General features: G+C 56.7%; 18 protein-coding genes, 2 tRNA genes and 1 pseudogene. 5 read left to right on the top strand and 16 right to left on the bottom strand.

What is annotated here, in order from left to right; translation table 11 throughout:
- The first annotated feature begins 168 nt into the window (after positions 1-168).
- The gene (locus IHQ43_RS01610) at positions 169-1500 is read left to right on the top strand and encodes a DNA cytosine methyltransferase (protein ID WP_192563150.1); all 1332 of its coding nucleotides are present in this window, start codon (positions 169-171) and stop codon (positions 1498-1500) included.
- Here IHQ43_RS01610 and IHQ43_RS01615 read toward each other — a convergent pair.
- Positions 1487-2290 (bottom strand): hypothetical protein, encoded by an 804-nt coding sequence (locus IHQ43_RS01615; RefSeq protein ID WP_192563151.1) that lies wholly within the window; start codon positions 2288-2290, stop codon positions 1487-1489. The two genes, IHQ43_RS01610 and IHQ43_RS01615, sit on opposite strands and share 14 nt — an antisense overlap.
- Before the next feature lie 198 nt (positions 2291-2488).
- Between IHQ43_RS01615 and IHQ43_RS01620 the strand changes: the two are divergent.
- Positions 2489-2879: pseudogene (locus IHQ43_RS01620) on the top strand (SDR family NAD(P)-dependent oxidoreductase); the annotation flags it as partial.
- 58 nt (positions 2880-2937) lie between these two features.
- On the opposite strand, the gene IHQ43_RS01625 reads toward IHQ43_RS01620, so the two are convergent.
- Complete coding sequence (locus tag IHQ43_RS01625; RefSeq protein WP_192563152.1) at positions 2938-3204, bottom strand: DUF3077 domain-containing protein; 267 nt, start codon at positions 3202-3204, stop codon at positions 2938-2940.
- A gap of 129 nt (positions 3205-3333) precedes the next feature.
- Between IHQ43_RS01625 and IHQ43_RS01630 the strand changes: the two genes are divergently transcribed.
- On the top strand, positions 3334-4584 hold the full coding sequence (locus IHQ43_RS01630; RefSeq protein ID WP_192561489.1) for an IS256 family transposase: 1251 nt from the start codon (positions 3334-3336) through the stop codon (positions 4582-4584).
- 166 nt (positions 4585-4750) lie between these two features.
- Here IHQ43_RS01630 and IHQ43_RS01635 read toward each other — a convergent pair whose 3' ends face one another.
- The 9 genes from IHQ43_RS01635 to IHQ43_RS01675 form a co-directional block, all read right to left on the bottom strand.
- Positions 4751-5368 carry a GNAT family N-acetyltransferase gene (locus IHQ43_RS01635; protein WP_192563153.1) on the bottom strand — a complete coding sequence of 206 codons (618 nt, stop codon included), beginning with the start codon at positions 5366-5368 and terminating at the stop codon, positions 4751-4753.
- 14 nt (positions 5369-5382) lie between these two features.
- On the bottom strand, positions 5383-5559 hold the full coding sequence (locus tag IHQ43_RS01640; RefSeq protein WP_192563154.1) for a hypothetical protein: 177 nt from the start codon (positions 5557-5559) through the stop codon (positions 5383-5385).
- A 607-nt stretch (positions 5560-6166) separates the two neighbouring features.
- Positions 6167-6242 (bottom strand) — tRNA-Thr (locus tag IHQ43_RS01645).
- A gap of 75 nt (positions 6243-6317) precedes the next feature.
- The gene (locus IHQ43_RS01650; RefSeq protein ID WP_192563155.1) at positions 6318-7154 is read right to left on the bottom strand and encodes an FkbM family methyltransferase; all 837 of its coding nucleotides are present in this window, start codon (positions 7152-7154) and stop codon (positions 6318-6320) included.
- A 344-nt stretch (positions 7155-7498) separates the two neighbouring features.
- Complete coding sequence (locus IHQ43_RS01655; RefSeq protein WP_192563156.1) at positions 7499-8734, bottom strand: methyltransferase; 1236 nt, start codon at positions 8732-8734, stop codon at positions 7499-7501.
- Positions 8715-9404 carry an ABC transporter permease gene (locus IHQ43_RS01660; protein WP_192563157.1) on the bottom strand — a complete coding sequence of 230 codons (690 nt, stop codon included), beginning with the start codon at positions 9402-9404 and terminating at the stop codon, positions 8715-8717. Before IHQ43_RS01660 ends, IHQ43_RS01655 begins: the two co-directional genes overlap by 20 nt.
- Positions 9401-10096: an ABC transporter permease gene (locus IHQ43_RS01665; protein ID WP_192563158.1), complete on the bottom strand. Its 696-nt coding sequence runs from the start codon at positions 10094-10096 to the stop codon at positions 9401-9403. Before IHQ43_RS01665 ends, IHQ43_RS01660 begins: the two co-directional genes overlap by 4 nt.
- A 78-nt stretch (positions 10097-10174) precedes the next feature.
- Positions 10175-10921 carry an ABC transporter substrate-binding protein gene (locus tag IHQ43_RS01670; protein ID WP_192563159.1) on the bottom strand — a complete coding sequence of 249 codons (747 nt, stop codon included), beginning with the start codon at positions 10919-10921 and terminating at the stop codon, positions 10175-10177.
- A gap of 13 nt (positions 10922-10934) precedes the next feature.
- On the bottom strand, positions 10935-11708 hold the full coding sequence (locus IHQ43_RS01675; RefSeq protein ID WP_007897462.1) for an ABC transporter ATP-binding protein: 774 nt from the start codon (positions 11706-11708) through the stop codon (positions 10935-10937).
- A gap of 552 nt (positions 11709-12260) precedes the next feature.
- Here IHQ43_RS01675 and gabP point away from each other — a divergent pair.
- A complete protein-coding gene (gene gabP / locus IHQ43_RS01680; RefSeq protein WP_192563160.1) occupies positions 12261-13652 on the top strand; it encodes a GABA permease in 1392 nt (463 codons plus the stop codon).
- 71 nt (positions 13653-13723) lie between these two features.
- On the opposite strand, the gene IHQ43_RS01685 is transcribed toward gabP, so the two are convergent.
- From IHQ43_RS01685 to IHQ43_RS01695, 3 genes are read right to left on the bottom strand one after another with little or no spacing between them, the layout of a single operon-like run.
- Positions 13724-14176, bottom strand: a complete 453-nt coding sequence (locus IHQ43_RS01685; protein WP_192563161.1) for a hypothetical protein — start codon at positions 14174-14176, stop codon at positions 13724-13726.
- A 6-nt stretch (positions 14177-14182) separates the two neighbouring features.
- Complete coding sequence (locus IHQ43_RS01690) at positions 14183-14596, bottom strand: hypothetical protein (RefSeq protein WP_007952560.1); 414 nt, start codon at positions 14594-14596, stop codon at positions 14183-14185.
- Positions 14597-14616: 20 nt separating this feature from the next.
- Positions 14617-15567, bottom strand: a complete 951-nt coding sequence (locus IHQ43_RS01695) for an alpha/beta hydrolase family protein (protein ID WP_192563162.1) — start codon at positions 15565-15567, stop codon at positions 14617-14619.
- Between the two features lie 263 nt (positions 15568-15830).
- Here IHQ43_RS01695 and IHQ43_RS01700 point away from each other — a divergent pair, with 263 nt between their 5' ends.
- Positions 15831-16280 (top strand): carboxypeptidase regulatory-like domain-containing protein, encoded by a 450-nt coding sequence (locus IHQ43_RS01700; protein WP_192563163.1) that lies wholly within the window; start codon positions 15831-15833, stop codon positions 16278-16280.
- On the opposite strand, the gene IHQ43_RS01705 is transcribed toward IHQ43_RS01700, so the two are convergent.
- Both IHQ43_RS01705 and IHQ43_RS01710 read right to left on the bottom strand, forming a co-directional pair.
- A complete protein-coding gene (locus IHQ43_RS01705; protein ID WP_192563164.1) occupies positions 16277-16615 on the bottom strand; it encodes a hypothetical protein in 339 nt (112 codons plus the stop codon). The two genes, IHQ43_RS01700 and IHQ43_RS01705, sit on opposite strands and share 4 nt — an antisense overlap.
- 136 nt (positions 16616-16751) lie before the next feature.
- Positions 16752-16827: transfer RNA gene (locus tag IHQ43_RS01710), tRNA-Phe, on the bottom strand.
- Between the last annotated feature and the right edge of the window lie 9 nt (positions 16828-16836).

Here is a 16836-nt window from a genome sequence, read left to right on the forward strand (position 1 = left end):
TCCATCACAAACCGCGAACCCTCGAGTGGGATCTTCATGCCGGAACAGAGTAGGTAGAGGATGGAGGACGTTTGGTCGCGACGCCGAGATTTAGCCTTCGATCCGCGTCATTGATGAGATAGACTGGGGGTTTATACAGTGCTAATCAGCAAGAGAATTACTAGAGAAATGTCTAGACCAATTGGAGTTGACTTATTCGCTGGTGCAGGGGGGCTCAGCCTAGGTTTTGAACAGGCTGGGTTCGATGTGGTCGCCGCTGTGGAGATCGACCCGGTGCACTCTGCAATACATGAATATAATTTCCCGCACTGCAAGGTTCTTGCCCAGTCAATAACAGACCTAAATGGGGCAAGCATTCGCCAGCAGGCAGATTTGGGCGACAGGGAGGTGGATGTAGTTTTCGGGGGTGCTCCTTGTCAAGGGTTTTCAATGATAGGACAACGTGCTCTTGATGATCCCCGTAACTCATTGGTCAGGGATTTTGTGCGCATTGTTCATGAGCTCGATGCAAAGTACTTCGTTTTTGAAAACGTTAAAGGGCTTACTGTTGGGAAACACCGAAAATTTTTGGAAGAACTGATTGCCGAGTTTGATGCGGAGGGTTACGAGGTTCGAAAAAATTGGCAGGTTTTGAATGCTTGTAATTTTGGCGTTCCGCAGGATCGACAACGTTTATTTTTGCTGGGAGCTAAAAAGGGTTTAAATGTTCCTGAATATCCGGTGCCAGTTACGGCGCGTGCCGGGCGAGTTAGGAAAGATGAAGCGGAGCTTCCCCTAGGTCCTACTTGTTTAGATGCTCTCGGTGATCTCCCCGATGCAGAGTTGTTTGAAGAATTACTTGTAACTGATGAGGTTCAGACAACTAATTGGGGGCGGCCTAGTGGTTATGGTTCGCTCATGAGGTGTATGAATAAAGAAGGGTGGTATTTTGGTTATCAACGTCAATGGACACCTACCCTGTTAACTGCGAGCCTCAGAACAGATCATACGGAAATTTCACGTCGTAGATTTTCCGAAACTAACCCAGGTAGTGTTGAACCTGTCTCTCGGTTTTTCAAACTGCCACTTGACGGCGTATCGAATACTCTTCGCGCGGGAACTGATTCGGCCCGAGGTGCTTTTACCAGCCCTCGTCCGATACACTATGAGTACAACCGATGCGTTACCGTACGAGAAATGGCTCGGTTACATGGTTTTCCTGATTGGTTTCGATTCAACGAGACGAAATGGCACGGTGCTCGCCAGATAGGAAATGCGGTGCCGCCTCCCCTTGCAAGAGCTGTAGCAGGCCAAGTTATGGTCGCCATGGGAGTCAAACCTAACCGACCTGAGCAAAAAATTAACCTCGGAGCTACGAGGCTTCTGCGTATGGGAGTGACCGAGGCATCGCGTTACTTTGGCATAGAGAATCCCATCGGTCGACGTGATCAAAAAAGTGGCATAAAAAAACGCAAACAGCACGAGGTAGAGGAGCAGCGCCTGCACGCTACTGAAAGCTAAACCGCCGGATATTAATAATTTCTATTTGATCTATATCTGTGTGGGGAGAGAACTCGATGATCCACACAGTATTCAAATTGTCTCGCCATAGTCCGATACTACGGATTCTTAATTCGGCTGTGAGATGTTTTTCTGCTGCGTAAGTATTAAGGTTTAATGCCTGAGACCAAGAAAGTTTATCTTGGCCACCTTTTCCAGAAATCGGAACTATAGTTTGAATGCCTTCTCGATCAATACCTGCTTGTACTTCATCGATCTCAATTTGGCCGTAACTTACTGAGGTTCGATGGTGTCCTTGGATAGGCCAGGCTTTGAAGCCAAGTATCGTGCTTAATAAGTCAATGTTTCTAACTCTTGTGAAAAGTGCCTGCTCATCATTTCCCAGTAGCGATGATATGAAAGGGGTGGTTTGATCTATTGCGATTTCCAGCGGTGGTTGTACAAATTGGTTGAGGTCGATGATATTTTTACGTCGCGTGCGCCGAAACTTATAAAGGCCTTTTCCTCTTTGTAGCCAAGTTATAGGTCCGCACTGTTCTACTTCTGCTGGAAGTTCGCGGCGGGCGTCGTAGGTGTATTTTATATCTGGAACATTCGCAACTTCTGTATCTATCACGCCATCTGCTATGGCAGCGCGCATTGCGATGCGTACATGCTCTTGGTTGAAGTCGATTTCATAAGGAATTGTAGCAGGTGCCATTCCTGCAGTTAGATGCCTAAAAAGATATACTATAACTCGATCATATTTTGTGAGTTTAAGGAGCGCTTCGTGTGGAGTTTGGCTCAGCATGTGAGTTTGCCCGTAAAATTAGATAAAAGGTGCTTCAATAGCGTAGGTTATCGCTAACAGCTAAATGAAGTCAGTCAATTTTTTATTGAAATTTCGACAACAAGCGGCAGTAGGCTATTATTAAACGATATTTTTAGGAGTGGGCCAAGAGCTTCTTTCAAGAGTGATTCTGGCTAGCGAGAAACAGAAAAGGTGTCAGATCTGAATGGCATTCAACTAGCCATCGCCGAGATGGAAAAACAGGGCAAGGGCCACGTGGTCAACATCACCACCAGTCTGGTCGACCACGCCATCGAAGGCGTGCCCTCGGACCTCGCTTCGCTGACCAAGGGCGGCCTCAACGCGGCCACCAAATCCCTGGCCATCGAATACGCCAAACGCGGAATCCGGGTGAACGCGGTATCGCCAGGCATCACCAAAACGCCGATGCATGGCGAGGAAACCCACGCGGCACTGGGTGCGCTGCACCCGGTTGGGCATATGGGCGAGATCGAGGATATCGCTCAGGCGGTGGTGTATCTCGATAACGCGAACTTTTGTGACTGGCCAGATTCTGCACGTGGACGGCGGGCAGAGCGCTGGGCACTGATTGATCCGGTAACACAAAGCCCTCGCAGATTAGCGAGGGCTTTTTTGTCGGTGACGGTTTACGGATCTGGACTCAGCACTTTGACCGCGTCATCGACCAGCGCCTTGCTCAACTCCTGCAAATATTGCGAGGCGCAGGCGTGGAGTTCCGGATCGTTGGCGGCAGAAGTATCTGACGTGAGCAGTTTGGAGATATGGAGCAGATGCGAGGCGTGGGAGAGGGCGGTGACGACCGGCACGCCGGGGTTGGTGCGGAAGAGTGCGTGGTTGGAGTGGAAGAAGAAATGGGTGAGGCCGAGGGTTTTCAGATCGTGGGGATGGGTCATGGCTTCACCTACCGTTTGTTGGGAGGTGGAAAGGGCAGACTTGGGACGGATCGATGCTAATCATTTGTGAAACTCCCGGGACTGTCAGATATTTTGTGTTCGGGCATAACATGAGTAAGAGGTGCATGTATGCCAACCAAAAAGAAACCCGCGTTGCGAGAGCTGCCGAAAATCCCGAAAGAGCTGCTCGAGCAATTCACCGATGGACCGATGACCGCTGAAGCCATCGAGGACGCGTCAGCAGCGTTCAAGAAGGCTTTGATCGAGCGAGCGCTGAGTGCAGAGCTTGGTCACCACTTGGGCTATCCGCCGGGCGCGCAGCGCCCAGAGGATGAAACCAACCAGCGCAATGGTAAGAGCGGCAAGACGGTTCTAACCGGTGACGGCCCGCTACGGCTGGATATTCCACGCGACCGGGACGGCAGTTTTTCCCCGATCCTGATTCCCAAACACGAGCGCCGCTACACCGGGTTCGATGACAAGATCATCGCCATGTATGCGCGTGGAATGACGGTCAGAGAGATCCGGGCGTTTCTTTCCGAGCAGTACGGTACCGATGTTTCTCCTGACTTCATCAGCTCTGTAACCGACGAGGTCATGGCAGAGATCGGTGCATGGCAACAGCGGCCTTTGGAGCCGATGTATCCGGTTATTTTCTTCGATGCTTTGCGGGTCAAAATCCGCGAAGAGGGGCTGGTTCGCAACAAGGCGATCTACTTGGCCCTGGGTGTTTTGCCTGACGGAACACGCGATATTCTCGGCATCTGGATAGAAAATACCGAGGGCGCCAAGTTCTGGATGAAGGTTTTCAACGACCTCAAGACACGCGGCGTCGAAGACGTGTTGATTGCTGTGACCGATGGCCTCAAAGGCATGCCAGAAGCGCTCAACGCCGTGTTTCCAGACACGACACTGCAAACATGCATTGTTCATCTGATCCGCAACAGCCTTGATTACGCGGCCTGGGACAAGCGTCGCGAACTGGCCAAGGCGCTCAAACCGATCTATCAGGCGGTGACCGCCGAAGCGGCCGAGCAGGCGCTGGATGCGTTTGAAAACGGGCCATGGGGCAAGCAGTATCCGACGGTAGTAGCGGCTTGGCGGCGCGCCTGGGATCGTGTGATCCCATTTTTCGTGTTCCCGCCGGCGATTCGAAAAGTGATCTACACGACCAATGCCATTGAGAGCATCAACGCTCAGTTGCGCAAGATCATCAAGACCCGCGGCCACTTCCCGACCGACGATGCGGCGACAAAACTGATCTGGCTTGGATTGCGCAATATCACCGCAAACTGGGGCTCAGCGGCCCATGACTGGAAAAGCGCGATGAATCAATTTGCGATTCTGTACGGAGATCGATTTATCAGGCCAACCTGGTAAAAGCACGGCCTGCCTGACGGCAGGCCGTTACCGGCCCGCACACAAAATATCTGACAGTCCCCCGTCAGGCAGGCCGTTACCGGCCCGCACACAAAATATCTGACAGTCCCAATATATCTGTCCCCATTTCCAGTCCCCATTTACACATTTCCAATCCTAGATGAATTCACGCTATCGAGCGTTCCCCTTCGGGCTCGTCTTCTGCATCTGATGCTGCCTCGACATCGAGCTTATTCAGATCCAAAAACATCACAGGATGCTCTCTCTGACGGTTTTCTTCGGTATCCAACAACGTGAATCCCAGTTTGTTCTGGTAGAAATCCACGGATCCCGCTTTTGAATCTGTAACCAGAAACCGACAGCCTACAAATTGCGAGATCTGATGAACTGCCAGAGCAATGGCGAATTCCATCAGCGTTTTCCCGATTTTGTGGCCGTGATAGCTATTGTCGGTTGCCAGGCGAGCGACCTTCAGTGCCGATATGGACTGGTAACGATTGGCCGCCTCGCAATCTTCCAACGGGTACGCGCCGTCCAGATCGATCTCGCTGCACGTAAGGGTCACATACCCGACAATGCGTTTTCTCGCATGCAGTGCGTTCGGGTCAGCGGGAGGAACGATGGCCGCATATGTCACAGCCACATTGTTCTGCTGGAAATCCAGCGCGTTTCTCTGGATGAACGATTTCAAGGGCCTCAGACTCGCATCTGGGCCCATCGAAAATCGATTTGTTTGGTGTTCGGAGTGCAGCTTTTCTATGAAGTAATCGACGCCTACCTGCATCTGAACTCGCTGAATTAACGAGGACGCGCGCTACCTTGTTCGCTAAAAACCTGGCTCAGGATATCGCGGCCACGGGCATAGGATGCCTGGGCTTTTGGATTTGGTTTGTCATCGCGCATGTGTTGCACGAAGCGGGCAGCGTCGGCATCAGTCAGCTCAACGCGGCTGAAGGTTTCGCTTTTGATTGCCATTTTGAATCTTTCCTTGCAGTGAAAAGCACTGCGCTCGAAGGATCGTTATTAACGATTCAACGACCGAACGTAGTTTCGCTTCGCTTTACTCATTGAGTATTCGGCTTTGTGCGGTCGTACAAGCACATTTGAACACGGTTGACGCTAATGTCAACTCAATAGGGTTGCAAAATAAGCGTGATGGTTCTGCGTATTCAAGGCTTCAACATCCCTCCGTTTCGATAACCTATTCAACGGTAAACAGTTTTTCCTCCTTTGCTAAGCGTTAGCGCTTACAAGAAGAATTTGTTTCTGATGGTGATCAGGATCGATGAATACCGCGGATTACCGCCACGGTTAGGCAGTCATTTCGATTTTGCGCTCAGCGGCCGCTTCGTCGAGATATGCATGGTCGAAACGCTGAGCGGCGCCATCCCGACAAAGGAAAAGGTGACAAGGAAAAGGTGACAGATTTATTTTTCGATCACCTGTCAGTTTTCTATAGCGCGGGGTGCCGATCACTCGGGGCCGATGTCAGGTGCCAAAACCTCTACCATTGCGGCAAGAGCATTTTCCAACCGCCAGAAACAACAAAGCCCCTGCATTTCTGCAGGGGCTTTGTTTTGTATGGTGCCGGCACCAGGAATCGAACCCGGGACCTACTGATTACAAGTCAGTTGCTCTACCATCTGAGCTATACCGGCGTGTGGGCGACGATTATAGCGGCTCGGTTGCTTCTGTAAACCCCTGAATTCAGACTATTTTTGCGCGGGCTTCAATCAGGCTCGGCGCAGGACGTTGCGCAGTTTCTGCAGGGCTCGCCAGGCGCGGTTGTTCTGGAGGGCGCGCAGTTGGGCTTCGGCGTGTTCGGCGCGTTGTGTGGCGGCGCTGATTTGCGCCAGGGCGTCGGCTTCGCTGGGGCTGACGGGGTGGGCGAAGGGGTGGCCGAGGCACAGCTGGAAGTTGTCGAGCTGGCAGGGCGGCATGTCGAAGGCCGGTTTCAGGTTCAGGTGTTCGTCGGCCAGGAAGTAGCTGTTGAGGCCGTCGAAGCAGACGTTGGTATAGCCCGCGTCGGTGATCAGGTGTTCCCAGGTGTGGTCGCGTTCGAACGGGGTTTCGATGAGGATGATCCACGGGCGTAAGCGGCTGAAGTCCATGCCGCGCAGCACAGTTTCTTCGTGGCCTTCGACGTCGATTTTCAGGAATTGGATTTCGCGATCGGTGGCGTGTTCTTCGCAGATCGAGGTCAGGGTGCGGGCCTCGACGGTGAGGCTGCGCACGTCGAGGCCTAGGTCGCGGCGCTCTTGAGCGGTGACGGGGTCGGCGGTGGACAGGCCGGTGCCGGGAATGCCGTAGAAGGTCACTTCGCCGGGCTTGTCGCTGGCGATGCATTGCAGGGTCGTGTCGCGCGGGCGGTGCTGGCGCAGTGCGTCGTGGAAGTTTTGCATCGGCTCCACGTTGATGCCGCTCCAACCGCGATCATAGAACGCCTTGGTCACCGAGTCGTGGATCGGGTCGTTGGCGCCGACATCGATGTAGAAGCCGTTTTCAAAGTACTTGAGGGCGCGCCACAGGCGGATGTCTTCGAAATTCTGTGCGTAAGAGATGAACGTCACGGTCACTCCCTGTCGGTCAGATTTTTCTTGTTCGGGCGTGCGCTACCTGCACGGCGTAGGTCTGTATAGCAAGGGCGCATGGCAGGCGCAATTGCCCGTTGCCGGCGTCCGCGATTCGGCGGTTATGTCCTTTTGGTCGAGGGCTTATGCACAACAGGCTTTGAAGAGGGCGCGCTTAGGCAGGTTTTTGTGGACGGGTTCTCATTTGAGTCGCAAATCCCTGTTTTGCCGGTTTTTTATTTATGTGAACAAAAAATGACCAGCGCTGTTAATGGTCTGAAACAGCCGTGGATATTGGATCCACGATAATTCCATCAACAGAGTTATCCACAGGCTTTGAAAGATTAAACGCGTTCGGCCAACAGCAGGAAATTGCGCGGGGTGAGCGGCGCCTCGCAGAAGGTGCCGAGGCGTACGACGTATCCCTGCTCGGTGAGGAAAAGTGCCCGATCCAGATTCAGCCAAAGCTCCAGCGGTCGTCGGAACAGTCCGCGGAGCAGTTCCAGGTTGCGAACTTCGGCCAATCGCTGCCAACCGGCAGCTTCCAGTGCTACCCAATCTGGCGAGCCGATTGTGGATAACTCTTTCAGCGCTGCCAGATCGCGGCAGTAATCGGCGAACGGGTTGTCCAGCCAGGCGGTTGGCAGAGAAGGCGTTGGCAGGTATTCGTCGACGCCGCGCACTTGCCGTTGCAGGAGGTCGAAGGCCAGTCGCCGGGCCATGGAGGTATCACGCTGACGTCGGACGCGGGCACCGGCGGTGACGGTCTCGCTCATTGGCAGTGAAAGATCTTCCAGCGATAGCTGTAGGGCGGAGCGTGAACCTGCGGAGGACAACGCCTGATATTCAGTGCGACTGATCCGGTTGTAGCAGCATGGTGCAATCGCCAATTGTCGGCAGCCAGCGGCGGAGGCCAGTTGCATCAGCCGCACATGCAGGTCGCCGCAAGCGTGCAGGGCGACAGGGGTGTGTTCGGCGTGCAGCAATGACGCGGTGTTGGCCGCGAGCACATCCTGCTCGACATGCAGCGCATGCAGTTGATGACGCTGACTTAGCGCCTGACCGCTGGCAACCAGCGCCGGGTCGTATTCCAGACAGGTGAGTTGCTGATCAGCACCGAGTAGACGCCGACCCAAATGCCCTTTGCCCGAACACCAATCCAGCCAGTGCTTCGGTTGCGAGGCAAACGCCAAGCGGCTGGCGAACGCCTCGATCTGCTGCCATTTGCGCCCCGGCACATCGACATTAAGACGATGCCCGGCGGCTTCCAGAGAATGCGCAGGCAGCTCACCGACCGAGCTCAGCTCAAGCGACAACGCTGCCAATGAAGCAAACGGCTCCGGCGCATCCAACAGTTCGGCAGGGTGGTTATGGGCGTTTTCCGCATCTTCCAGCGATCGCCCGCGTAGCCACGAGGCCAGTTCCGGGTAGGACGCTTCCCAAGGCAGTTGCAGATGAGTGAAAGGGCGGGGTTTCCACAGCGCCTGATGCGCCGTGAGAAATGTATCCAGTGCCGTGAAACGGGCGAGCAGATCCTCGCCCGTCAGCACGTAAGAAGAGTCAGCGTCCCTGGCACGCATCGACGCGCAGCCAACGTTCCAGCAGCTTGAAGCCGCGAACCAGCACGTAGGCCATCACCAGATAGAACACCCCGGCCGCAAAGAAAATTTCCACCGGCAAATAAGTGCGGGCAATGATCGTACGGGCCATGCCGGTCAGTTCCAGCAACGTCACGGTACTGGCCAGGGCACTGGCCTTGAGCATCAGGATCACTTCGTTGCTGTAGGCCGGCAGGCCGATGCGCGCGGCACGCGGCAGGATGATGTAGAACAGCGCTTTCGGCCGGGACATGCCCAGCGCACGCGCCGCTTCGATCTCGCCCGGCGGAATCGCCTGGATCGCGCCGCGCAGGATCTCGGCGATGTACGCCGCGGTATGCAGGGTCATGGTCGCGGTCGCGCACCAGAACGGATCGCGCAGGTACGGCCACATCGAGCTGTTGCGCACCGCGTCGAACTGAGCCAGGCCGTAGTAGACCAGGAACAGTTGAACCAGCAACGGCGTGCCACGGAAAAAGAAGATGTAGGCGTAGGGGAAAGCGCGCACGTACCAGAGCTTCGAAGAACGGGCGATGCCCAGCGGAATCGCCAGCAGCAAACCGGCGATCACGGCGATGGCCACCAGTTCCAGGGTCAGCGTCGCGCCTTGGGCCAGTTTCGGCAGCCACTTGATGATGACTTCCCAATTCATTGAGCGCTCCTCGCGAAGCCGCGTGCGGCGCGTTTTTCCAGCAGGTGCATGCCGATCATCGCCAGCACGGTCAGGCACAGGTACATGAGCGCCGCCACCATATAGAAGGTGAATGGCTGCTTGGACACGGTCACGCCGATCTGCGCGTGGCGCATGATTTCTTCCAGACCGATGACCGACACCAGCGCGGTGTCTTTCATCAGGATCATGAACAGGTTGCCCAGACCGGGCAGGGCGATGCGCCACATTTGCGGCATGATCAGCTTGGTGAAGATCCGCCATTTCGACAGGCCCAGGGCCACGCCGGCCTCACGGTGGCCTTTGGGAATGGCGAGGATCGCGCCACGAAACACTTCCGTGGCGTAGGCGCCGAAGCACAGGCCCAGCGCGATGACGCCGGCAGCGAAGGCGCTGAGTTCCAGTTCGGGATTGCCGAGGAACTCTCCGAGCGCGCGCATGGCGTTGACTGTACCGAAGTAGATCAACAGCACCCAGAGCAATTCCGGGACGCCACGCACCAGGGTCGAATAGGTTCCGCCAAGCCATTGCAACGGCTTGTACGGGGAAGTCTTGGCCAAGGCGCCGAGCAGACCGAGCACCAGCCCCAGGCACAGGGCCGAGAGTGCCAGTTTGACGGTCATCAGCGCGCCGGCGAAGAGCGCCGGGCCGAATCCGTAGAGGTCGATAATCATGGATTTCTTTTCAAATCGCGGCAGGCAAGGCCGGGGATCGGCGCCGTCATGTAACGGCGCCGATCCGGCAGGTCAGGATCAGTAGATGCTGAACGGGAAGTACTTGTCGTTGATTTTCTTGTAGGTGCCGTCGGCAACGATTTCCTTCAGCGCGGCGTTCAGCTTCTCGCGGATCGGGTCGCCTTTGCGTACAGCGATACCGATCTTGTCGCTTTCTTCCACCGGGTCGCCCTTGAATTCGTAAGGCTTGCCGGCGTCGCTTTTCAGCCACTCGTAGTTGACGTATTTGTCGGCGAGGATGCCGTCCAGACGACCGGAGGTCAGGTCGAGGTAGGCGTTTTCCTGGGTGTCGTAGAGTTTCACTTCGACGCCCGGCATGTTGTCTTCCATGAAGGTGCCAGCGAGGGTCGCACGCTGGGCACCGATCACTTTGCCTTTGAGGGAGTCCTTGTCGGTCTTGAACTCTTTATCCTTCGGCGCGATGAATTGCAGTTTGTTGGAGTAGTACGGGTCGGTGAAGTCCACCGCTTGCTTGCGCTCGTCGGTGATCGACATCGAGGAGATCAGGAAGTCGAACTTCTTGGCGTTCAGGGCCGGGATGATGCCGTCCCAGTCGGAGGTGACCACGGAGCATTCAACTTTCATCTTGGCGCACAGAGCGTCGCCGATGTCTTTGTCGAAGCCGACGACGTTACCGCTGGCGTCTTTGTTGTTGAACGGCGGGTAAGCCGCTTCGATGCCCATCTTCAGGGTCTCGGCCATGGCACCGGCGCTGAACGCGAGGGTGACGGCGGCGGCCAGGAAGACCTTTTTGTAGTTCTGCATGCGGGTAGCTCCGTTAGCGGTTGCTGGACATGAATTGTTTGCAGCGCGCCGAAAGCGGGTTTTCGAACACCTGCTGTGGCGATCCTTGCTCTTCTACCAGGCCCTGGTGGAGGAACACCACTTCGCTGGAGACCTGACGGGCGAAGCCCATTTCATGGGTCACGAGCAGCATGGTGCGGCCTTCTTCGGCCAATGCGCGGATGACATTAAGTACTTCCTGGACCATTTCCGGGTCAAGGGCGGAGGTGGGCTCGTCGAACAGGATCACCTTGGGCTGCATCGCCAGCGTACGGGCAATCGCCGCGCGCTGTTGCTGGCCGCCGGACAGTTGCGCCGGGTAGGCGTGGCGCTTGTCGGCGATGCCGACCTTGGCCAGCAGCGCTTCGGCGACTTCGATGGCTTCGGCCTTGCTCTGGCCGAGCACGCGGCGCGGGGCTTCGATGATGTTGTCGAGCACGCTCATGTGCGGCCACAGATTAAAGTTTTGAAACACAAAACCAATCTCGGAGCGCAGGCGGTTGATCTGCTTGCCGTCGGCGGCAACCAGTTCGCCATTCTTGGCGGCCTTGAGCTTGAGTTCTTCCCCGGCGACCAGGATCTGGCCCTGGTGCGGGTTTTCCAACAGGTTGATGCAACGCAGGAACGTGGACTTGCCGGAACCGGAGGAACCCAGGATCGAGATCACATCGCCGTCGCGGGCGGTCAGCGAGATGCCTTTGAGCACCTCAAGCTGTCCGTAGCGTTTGTGCAAGTTGCGGATTTCAAGCGCGGGCGTGGCCTCAGCCATGTGCGTTCCTCATATATGTTGCGCTCCTGCTGTTGGTTGGCCTTCCTGGCGAGGCGGCCAAGCTAGCATAGCGTTTCAATGGCAGCCAACAGCGCTACGAGCGGTAAACGGATGGCGTGTGGCAGGTTGTCGCATCGGCGCAGCAGACTGTCGCCCCATCAACAACCGAACGGGTGTTTGAACGTGGATTCCCGTGGGTGTCGCGTAAAAAAAGGCGCGATGTTGCCACCTTTGGCGGGGTGTTGGAAGCGCTATCCGGCCGAACGTTCCTCATTCGCCCTTTTATTGTGCATCCCGTACTTTTTCAGTGTGTTTCTGGTGCGCTCGTTCGTTTGAAAAGTGAGTCGCAGGGTAACGCTTTGGCGAAAGGCCAGTATTCTCAAGGACTTGCGATGACTGTCCGGTCGCGCTGAAAGCCGCAGGCCAGAAGAGCTTGAAACATTTTGGCGCAATTATTGCGTGCAGAATCTGGAACGCCCCGTTGGATTCTTTTTACGAGAAGGAACGCCAGACGGGCCGGACGCAATCGCTTTCCTCGCAAAGGTAGTTTCAATGAGCAGTACCCAAAGCTCCAATGGCCTCGAACAGGGGCTCAAACCGCGTCATGTGACCATGCTGTCGATCGCCGGGGTGATCGGTGCAGGTCTGTTCGTAGGCTCCGGCCACGCCATCGCCGCTGCCGGTCCCGCTGTTCTGCTGGCTTACGCCGCTGCCGGCGCGCTGGTTGTGCTCGTGATGCGCATGCTCGGCGAAATGGCGGTTGCCTCGCCTGACACCGGCTCCTTCTCGACTTACGCCGACCGTGCCATCGGGCATTGGGCCGGTTTCACCATCGGCTGGCTGTACTGGTGGTTCTGGGTATTGGTGATTCCGCTGGAAGCCAACGCCGCCGCTACCATCCTGCACGCGTGGTTCCCGAGTGTGGAAATCTGGGCCTTCGCGCTGATCATCACCATGCTGCTGACGGTGACCAACCTGTTCAGCGTGAAAAACTACGGTGAGTTCGAATTCTGGTTCGCCCTGCTTAAGGTCGTGGCGATCATCGGTTTCATCATTCTCGGCGTCGCGGCCATTTTCGGCTTCCTGCCGAACAGCCAGGTCAGCGGCGTTTCGCACATCTTCGACACCCAGGGCTTCCTGCCAAACGGCATGGGCGCAGTATTGGGCGCGATCCTGACCACCATGTTCTCCTTCATGGGTACCGAGATCGTGACCATCGCGGCCGCGGAATCGAAGAATCCTGGCAAGCAGATCTCCAAGGCCACCAACTCGGTGATCTGGCGGATCGGCCTGTTCTACCTCGTATCGATCTTCATCGTTGTGGCCCTGGTGCCATGGAACGATCCGGTTCTGGCCAGCCTCGGCTCCTACCAGACTGTGCTTGAGCGTATGGGCATCCCGAACGCCAAGATGATCGTTGATATCGTGGTACTGGTCGCTGTGACCAGCTGCCTGAACTCGGCGCTGTACACCTCTTCGCGCATGCTGTTCTCCCTCGGCAAGCGTGGCGATGCTCCGGCCATGGCAACCCGCACCAACAAGAGCGGCACCCCTTACTGGGCGGTGATGCTGTCCACTGGCGCAGCGTTCCTGTGCACCTTCGCCAACTACGTGGCCCCGGCTGCGGTGTTCGAGTTCCTGCTGGCCAGCTCGGGCGCCATCGCGCTGCTGGTGTACCTGGTGATCGCGATTTCACAACTGCGCATGCGTAAACAGCGCATGGCTCGCGGCGAGAAAATCGTCTTCAGCATGTGGCTGTTCCCGGGCCTGACTTACGCGGTGATCGCGTTCATCGTGGCGGCCCTGACCATCATGTTGTTCCAGGATGCCCACCGCGTGGAAATCCTCGCGACCGGCCTGCTGAGTCTGGTCGTAGTAGCTACCGGTCTGCTGGTAGCTCGCCGTCGCAAGGCGGAAAACCGTGGTGCGGCAGTTCTGAACTGATCCGCAACGCGTAACGCAAAACGGCCGCTGTCAGTGATGACAAGCGGCCGTTTTACGTTACTGCGAGCGGTTTATTCGCTCTTCTCATCCGGCGCATCCAGCGACTGACCGTAGGTGTCCAGCGCAATCCCGAAATCGCTGATGAACTCCGGCTCACTCAGCCAGGCCTGGGCGGTCTCGCGGTCCATGCCATCGGCCCACATGCGGTAGTCGATCAGCATGTCGGCGGCCAGATGGGTGGCGGCCATGCCTTCGTTTTCGGCGTTTTCCATGTCCAGCAGTTCAGGATGATCGACGATGATGAACGCCAGCTCGCGGAGCAGCGTCAGGAGCATTTCGTTGCGGCTGACGGCTTCGGCGTCGCGCATCTTGCTGAACATCGCCAGGGTGTATTCCGGGATCGGCTCGGCGAGGTGACCGAGGTCATCGTCCTGGGCCAGAGGTTTGCGACCGACCATGCGGATTTGCTTGGCTTTGGCCTTGGCGCGTTTGGCGCGTTTCTGCTGCTTGTTAAGGGATGCCATGGGAACTCAGTTTTTCTGTTGGGTTTGTGCGGCGATCGCGTCGGACGCAGCCACATAATCTTTCTGGAAATCCGGCGATTCGATCCATGCCAGCGCGCCGGCCTCGTCGGTCTCGGTGGACCACTGACGGTACTCGATCAGCGCGGCGAGGATGAAATCCATTGCGCCTTCTTCGCCTTCCTGCTCGTACACCAGCTCCAGCAGCGGGTCTTCGAGGAACGCGGTACACAGGGCCTGCTGGCTGATCTTCTCGGCGTCGATCATTTTCTTGAACAGTTCGGTCAGATCCACCGACTCGAAATCGATGCGGTCGTCGTTCGGGTCCAGCTCGACCGGCGCTTCCGCACGTTTGGTGCGGTTCTGCTTGGCCTTGGTCTTGGCCCGGGCGGCGCGTTTTTGCTGCTTGTTGGCGGAAGCCATGGTGTGTGTTCCGTGGTGCGTTAAAGGGCTTGGCTGCGTGGGATTTTGCGCCCCGGTGTGTCGGAGGCCAGTTTGCCGGTCTGCAGCCAGGTCAGAGCGATGGGCCATAGTGTGGCTTGGTATGCGCTGCGAAAAAAGGCGAAATGTCCGACTTGCTGTTCGCCGATGTCCTGCGGCTCGATTCGCAGGTGGGTCTTTTGCGCGTTGTGGAAGTAAGCGAGCAGGCGTTCGATGGCAGGAATAGTGCCGTAGGGATCGTCGCTGATGCTGATTGCCAGGGCTTTGGCCCGGACGTTGGTGAAGGGCAAGTCCGCCATCTTTCTACCGCTCGGGCGCTGCTCATAACGCGCGGCCGGCGTGCTCCAGTCGCGCACCACACCGGCGGGCGTGTCTTCCAGCCAGCCAAGTCGTTTGCCCGGAAAGTAGCCACACAACAGCGTGACCAGCGGCATCAGCAGATGCCATTTGCCGAACATCCGCCAGCGGTGCTCGGGCGCGTAATCGCGCCAGTAAGCGAATTGCGCGCCTACGGTCACCAGTCGTCGGATTGTCTTTCCGGACGCCCCCAGGCCTGCTGCGCAGCCACCGAAGCTGTGTCCGACCACATCGATCGGTTGACCAGGAAACTCCCGCTGCGCGCGCTTGAGCATCGCCTCGAAATCCAGCGCGCCCCAATCTGTCCACGAAGCCTGCAAATGCCTCATCGACTTCGGTCGCGACTCGCCAATGCCACGGTAGTCGTAAATGATCACGTCTAACCCATTGGCGAACAGATACGCCGCGAAGCGCGAGTAGTGGCGGCAGCGCACGGACGTGGCGGCGTTGATGATCACCACGGGGCGCTGTGGGTCGGGCGAAGCGTGGCGCCAGGTGAAACCGCCGAGCAGATAGCCGTCGGTGGCGGGTTCGTGGAAGGGCTCGCTTTCTGCTGACAGCTGACTGAGTGGCAGTGTCGCGCTTTGTAGGTTCATGGCGATCCAGACTTTCGGGGACGGGTCGAGGATGAACTTCAAGCGGGTGGGGATGCAATGAATTGAAGCGCAGTGAATTCCAGATTCGCAGGTTGATCAGGTTTCACTAATTCGAGACGCAGTGCGGCGCGAATCGTTGGTGGGGTTTTCTGTAGTCCTTTTCGTATCAACCGCAACTCCCAATCGTTCTAAAACCCACCCCGCAAGACAAAATCTAAAAAGAGGTAACGATTGGGTTCCGCGAGAGCCCGGGAGTCGTCCTCATGAAACGCGTTCTTTCATTTGTGCTGCCCGTTGCCGCTGCGGCAGTGCTGCTGTTTCCGATCATGGCGCAGGCCGCGAGTCTGGAACCGATCGACACTGCCGCTGTGCAGGTTCAGCAGCAAGAGCAAAACGGCGTTCGCTATCTGGCCGGCGGGATTGGTGAAGATGAGTCGAAAGCCATTCAGCAATCCGCGGGCTACAACCTGCACATGACCTTCGCCGTCGGCATGCAAAACCAGTACACCGCCGATGTCGACGTGATGATTCAGAAAGCTCCGGGCCAAACCGTGCTGACGCTGAATCAAACCGGGCCATTGGTGTACGTGCAGTTACCGCCCGGCAAGTACACGGTCGTCGCGACCCGCAATGGTGAAACTCGCCGGGATGCTGCGGAAATTGGCGGAGGTGCTGCGCGCAATCTGGTGTTCCACTGGAATGACAACAGCTAGCGTCGCCGACGGTCACGCCCGGGTGGCGTGACCGTCGCGGTGCGCCCCATCCAGATCAGTAGCCAGGCTGCGCTCGCCAGGAAGAGTGCAAAGATGCAGTGCGAGGCAACAGTGAACCAGAAGTCGAAGGATTGTTCGGCCTGTGAATACACGGCGAAGTGTTTCCCCCGCGCCATGTTGCTGATGCGTCCCTGAATCAGACCGTTCACCGTTTCATAGGCAAGCAGGCCGATGCAGAGGATCAGTACGATGCCAAGTGCGATCATCAGCCAATCGGTGCGTTTGATGGGTTGCTTGGGATGGGGCAGGGGGACGCGGGTTCTTTTCTGGTTCATCGCGGGGATGACCCTCTTCCGTAAGGGTTGAGCAACGTATCGCGAATTCCGACCTGCAAGATGGGCGGAATCGGGGCGTTATCAAATCGCAGGCATAAAAAAACCCTGAATCTTGCGATTCAGGGTTTTCGGTATTTGGTGCCCAGAGACGGAATCGAACCGCCGACACGGGGATTTTCAATCCCCTGCTCTACCGACTGAGCTATCTGGGCAACGGGGCG

Source organism: Pseudomonas gozinkensis, from assembly GCF_014863585.1.
Classification (GTDB): Bacteria; Pseudomonadota; Gammaproteobacteria; order Pseudomonadales; family Pseudomonadaceae; genus Aquipseudomonas; species Aquipseudomonas gozinkensis.

Bases quoted from the DNA above. Each gene is read 5' to 3' on its own strand.
- IHQ43_RS01610 (WP_192563150.1), top strand. From the start codon at position 169: ATGTCTAGACCAATTGGAGTTGACTTATTCGCTGGTGCAGGGGGGCTC.
- IHQ43_RS01615 (WP_192563151.1), bottom strand. From the start codon at position 2,290: ATGCTGAGCCAAACTCCACACGAAGCGCTCCTTAAACTCACAAAATAT.
- IHQ43_RS01625 (WP_192563152.1), bottom strand. From the start codon at position 3,204: ATGACCCATCCCCACGATCTGAAAACCCTCGGCCTCACCCATTTCTTC.
- IHQ43_RS01630 (WP_192561489.1), top strand. From the start codon at position 3,334: ATGCCAACCAAAAAGAAACCCGCGTTGCGAGAGCTGCCGAAAATCCCG.
- IHQ43_RS01635 (WP_192563153.1), bottom strand. From the start codon at position 5,368: ATGCAGGTAGGCGTCGATTACTTCATAGAAAAGCTGCACTCCGAACAC.
- IHQ43_RS01640 (WP_192563154.1), bottom strand. From the start codon at position 5,559: ATGGCAATCAAAAGCGAAACCTTCAGCCGCGTTGAGCTGACTGATGCC.
- IHQ43_RS01655 (WP_192563156.1), bottom strand. From the start codon at position 8,734: ATGCGTGCCAGGGACGCTGACTCTTCTTACGTGCTGACGGGCGAGGAT.
- IHQ43_RS01660 (WP_192563157.1), bottom strand. From the start codon at position 9,404: ATGAATTGGGAAGTCATCATCAAGTGGCTGCCGAAACTGGCCCAAGGC.
- IHQ43_RS01665 (WP_192563158.1), bottom strand. From the start codon at position 10,096: ATGATTATCGACCTCTACGGATTCGGCCCGGCGCTCTTCGCCGGCGCG.
- IHQ43_RS01670 (WP_192563159.1), bottom strand. From the start codon at position 10,921: ATGCAGAACTACAAAAAGGTCTTCCTGGCCGCCGCCGTCACCCTCGCG.
- IHQ43_RS01675 (WP_007897462.1), bottom strand. From the start codon at position 11,708: ATGGCTGAGGCCACGCCCGCGCTTGAAATCCGCAACTTGCACAAACGC.
- gabP (WP_192563160.1), top strand. From the start codon at position 12,261: ATGAGCAGTACCCAAAGCTCCAATGGCCTCGAACAGGGGCTCAAACCG.
- IHQ43_RS01685 (WP_192563161.1), bottom strand. From the start codon at position 14,176: ATGGCATCCCTTAACAAGCAGCAGAAACGCGCCAAACGCGCCAAGGCC.
- IHQ43_RS01690 (WP_007952560.1), bottom strand. From the start codon at position 14,596: ATGGCTTCCGCCAACAAGCAGCAAAAACGCGCCGCCCGGGCCAAGACC.
- IHQ43_RS01695 (WP_192563162.1), bottom strand. From the start codon at position 15,567: ATGAACCTACAAAGCGCGACACTGCCACTCAGTCAGCTGTCAGCAGAA.
- IHQ43_RS01700 (WP_192563163.1), top strand. From the start codon at position 15,831: ATGAAACGCGTTCTTTCATTTGTGCTGCCCGTTGCCGCTGCGGCAGTG.
- IHQ43_RS01705 (WP_192563164.1), bottom strand. From the start codon at position 16,615: ATGAACCAGAAAAGAACCCGCGTCCCCCTGCCCCATCCCAAGCAACCC.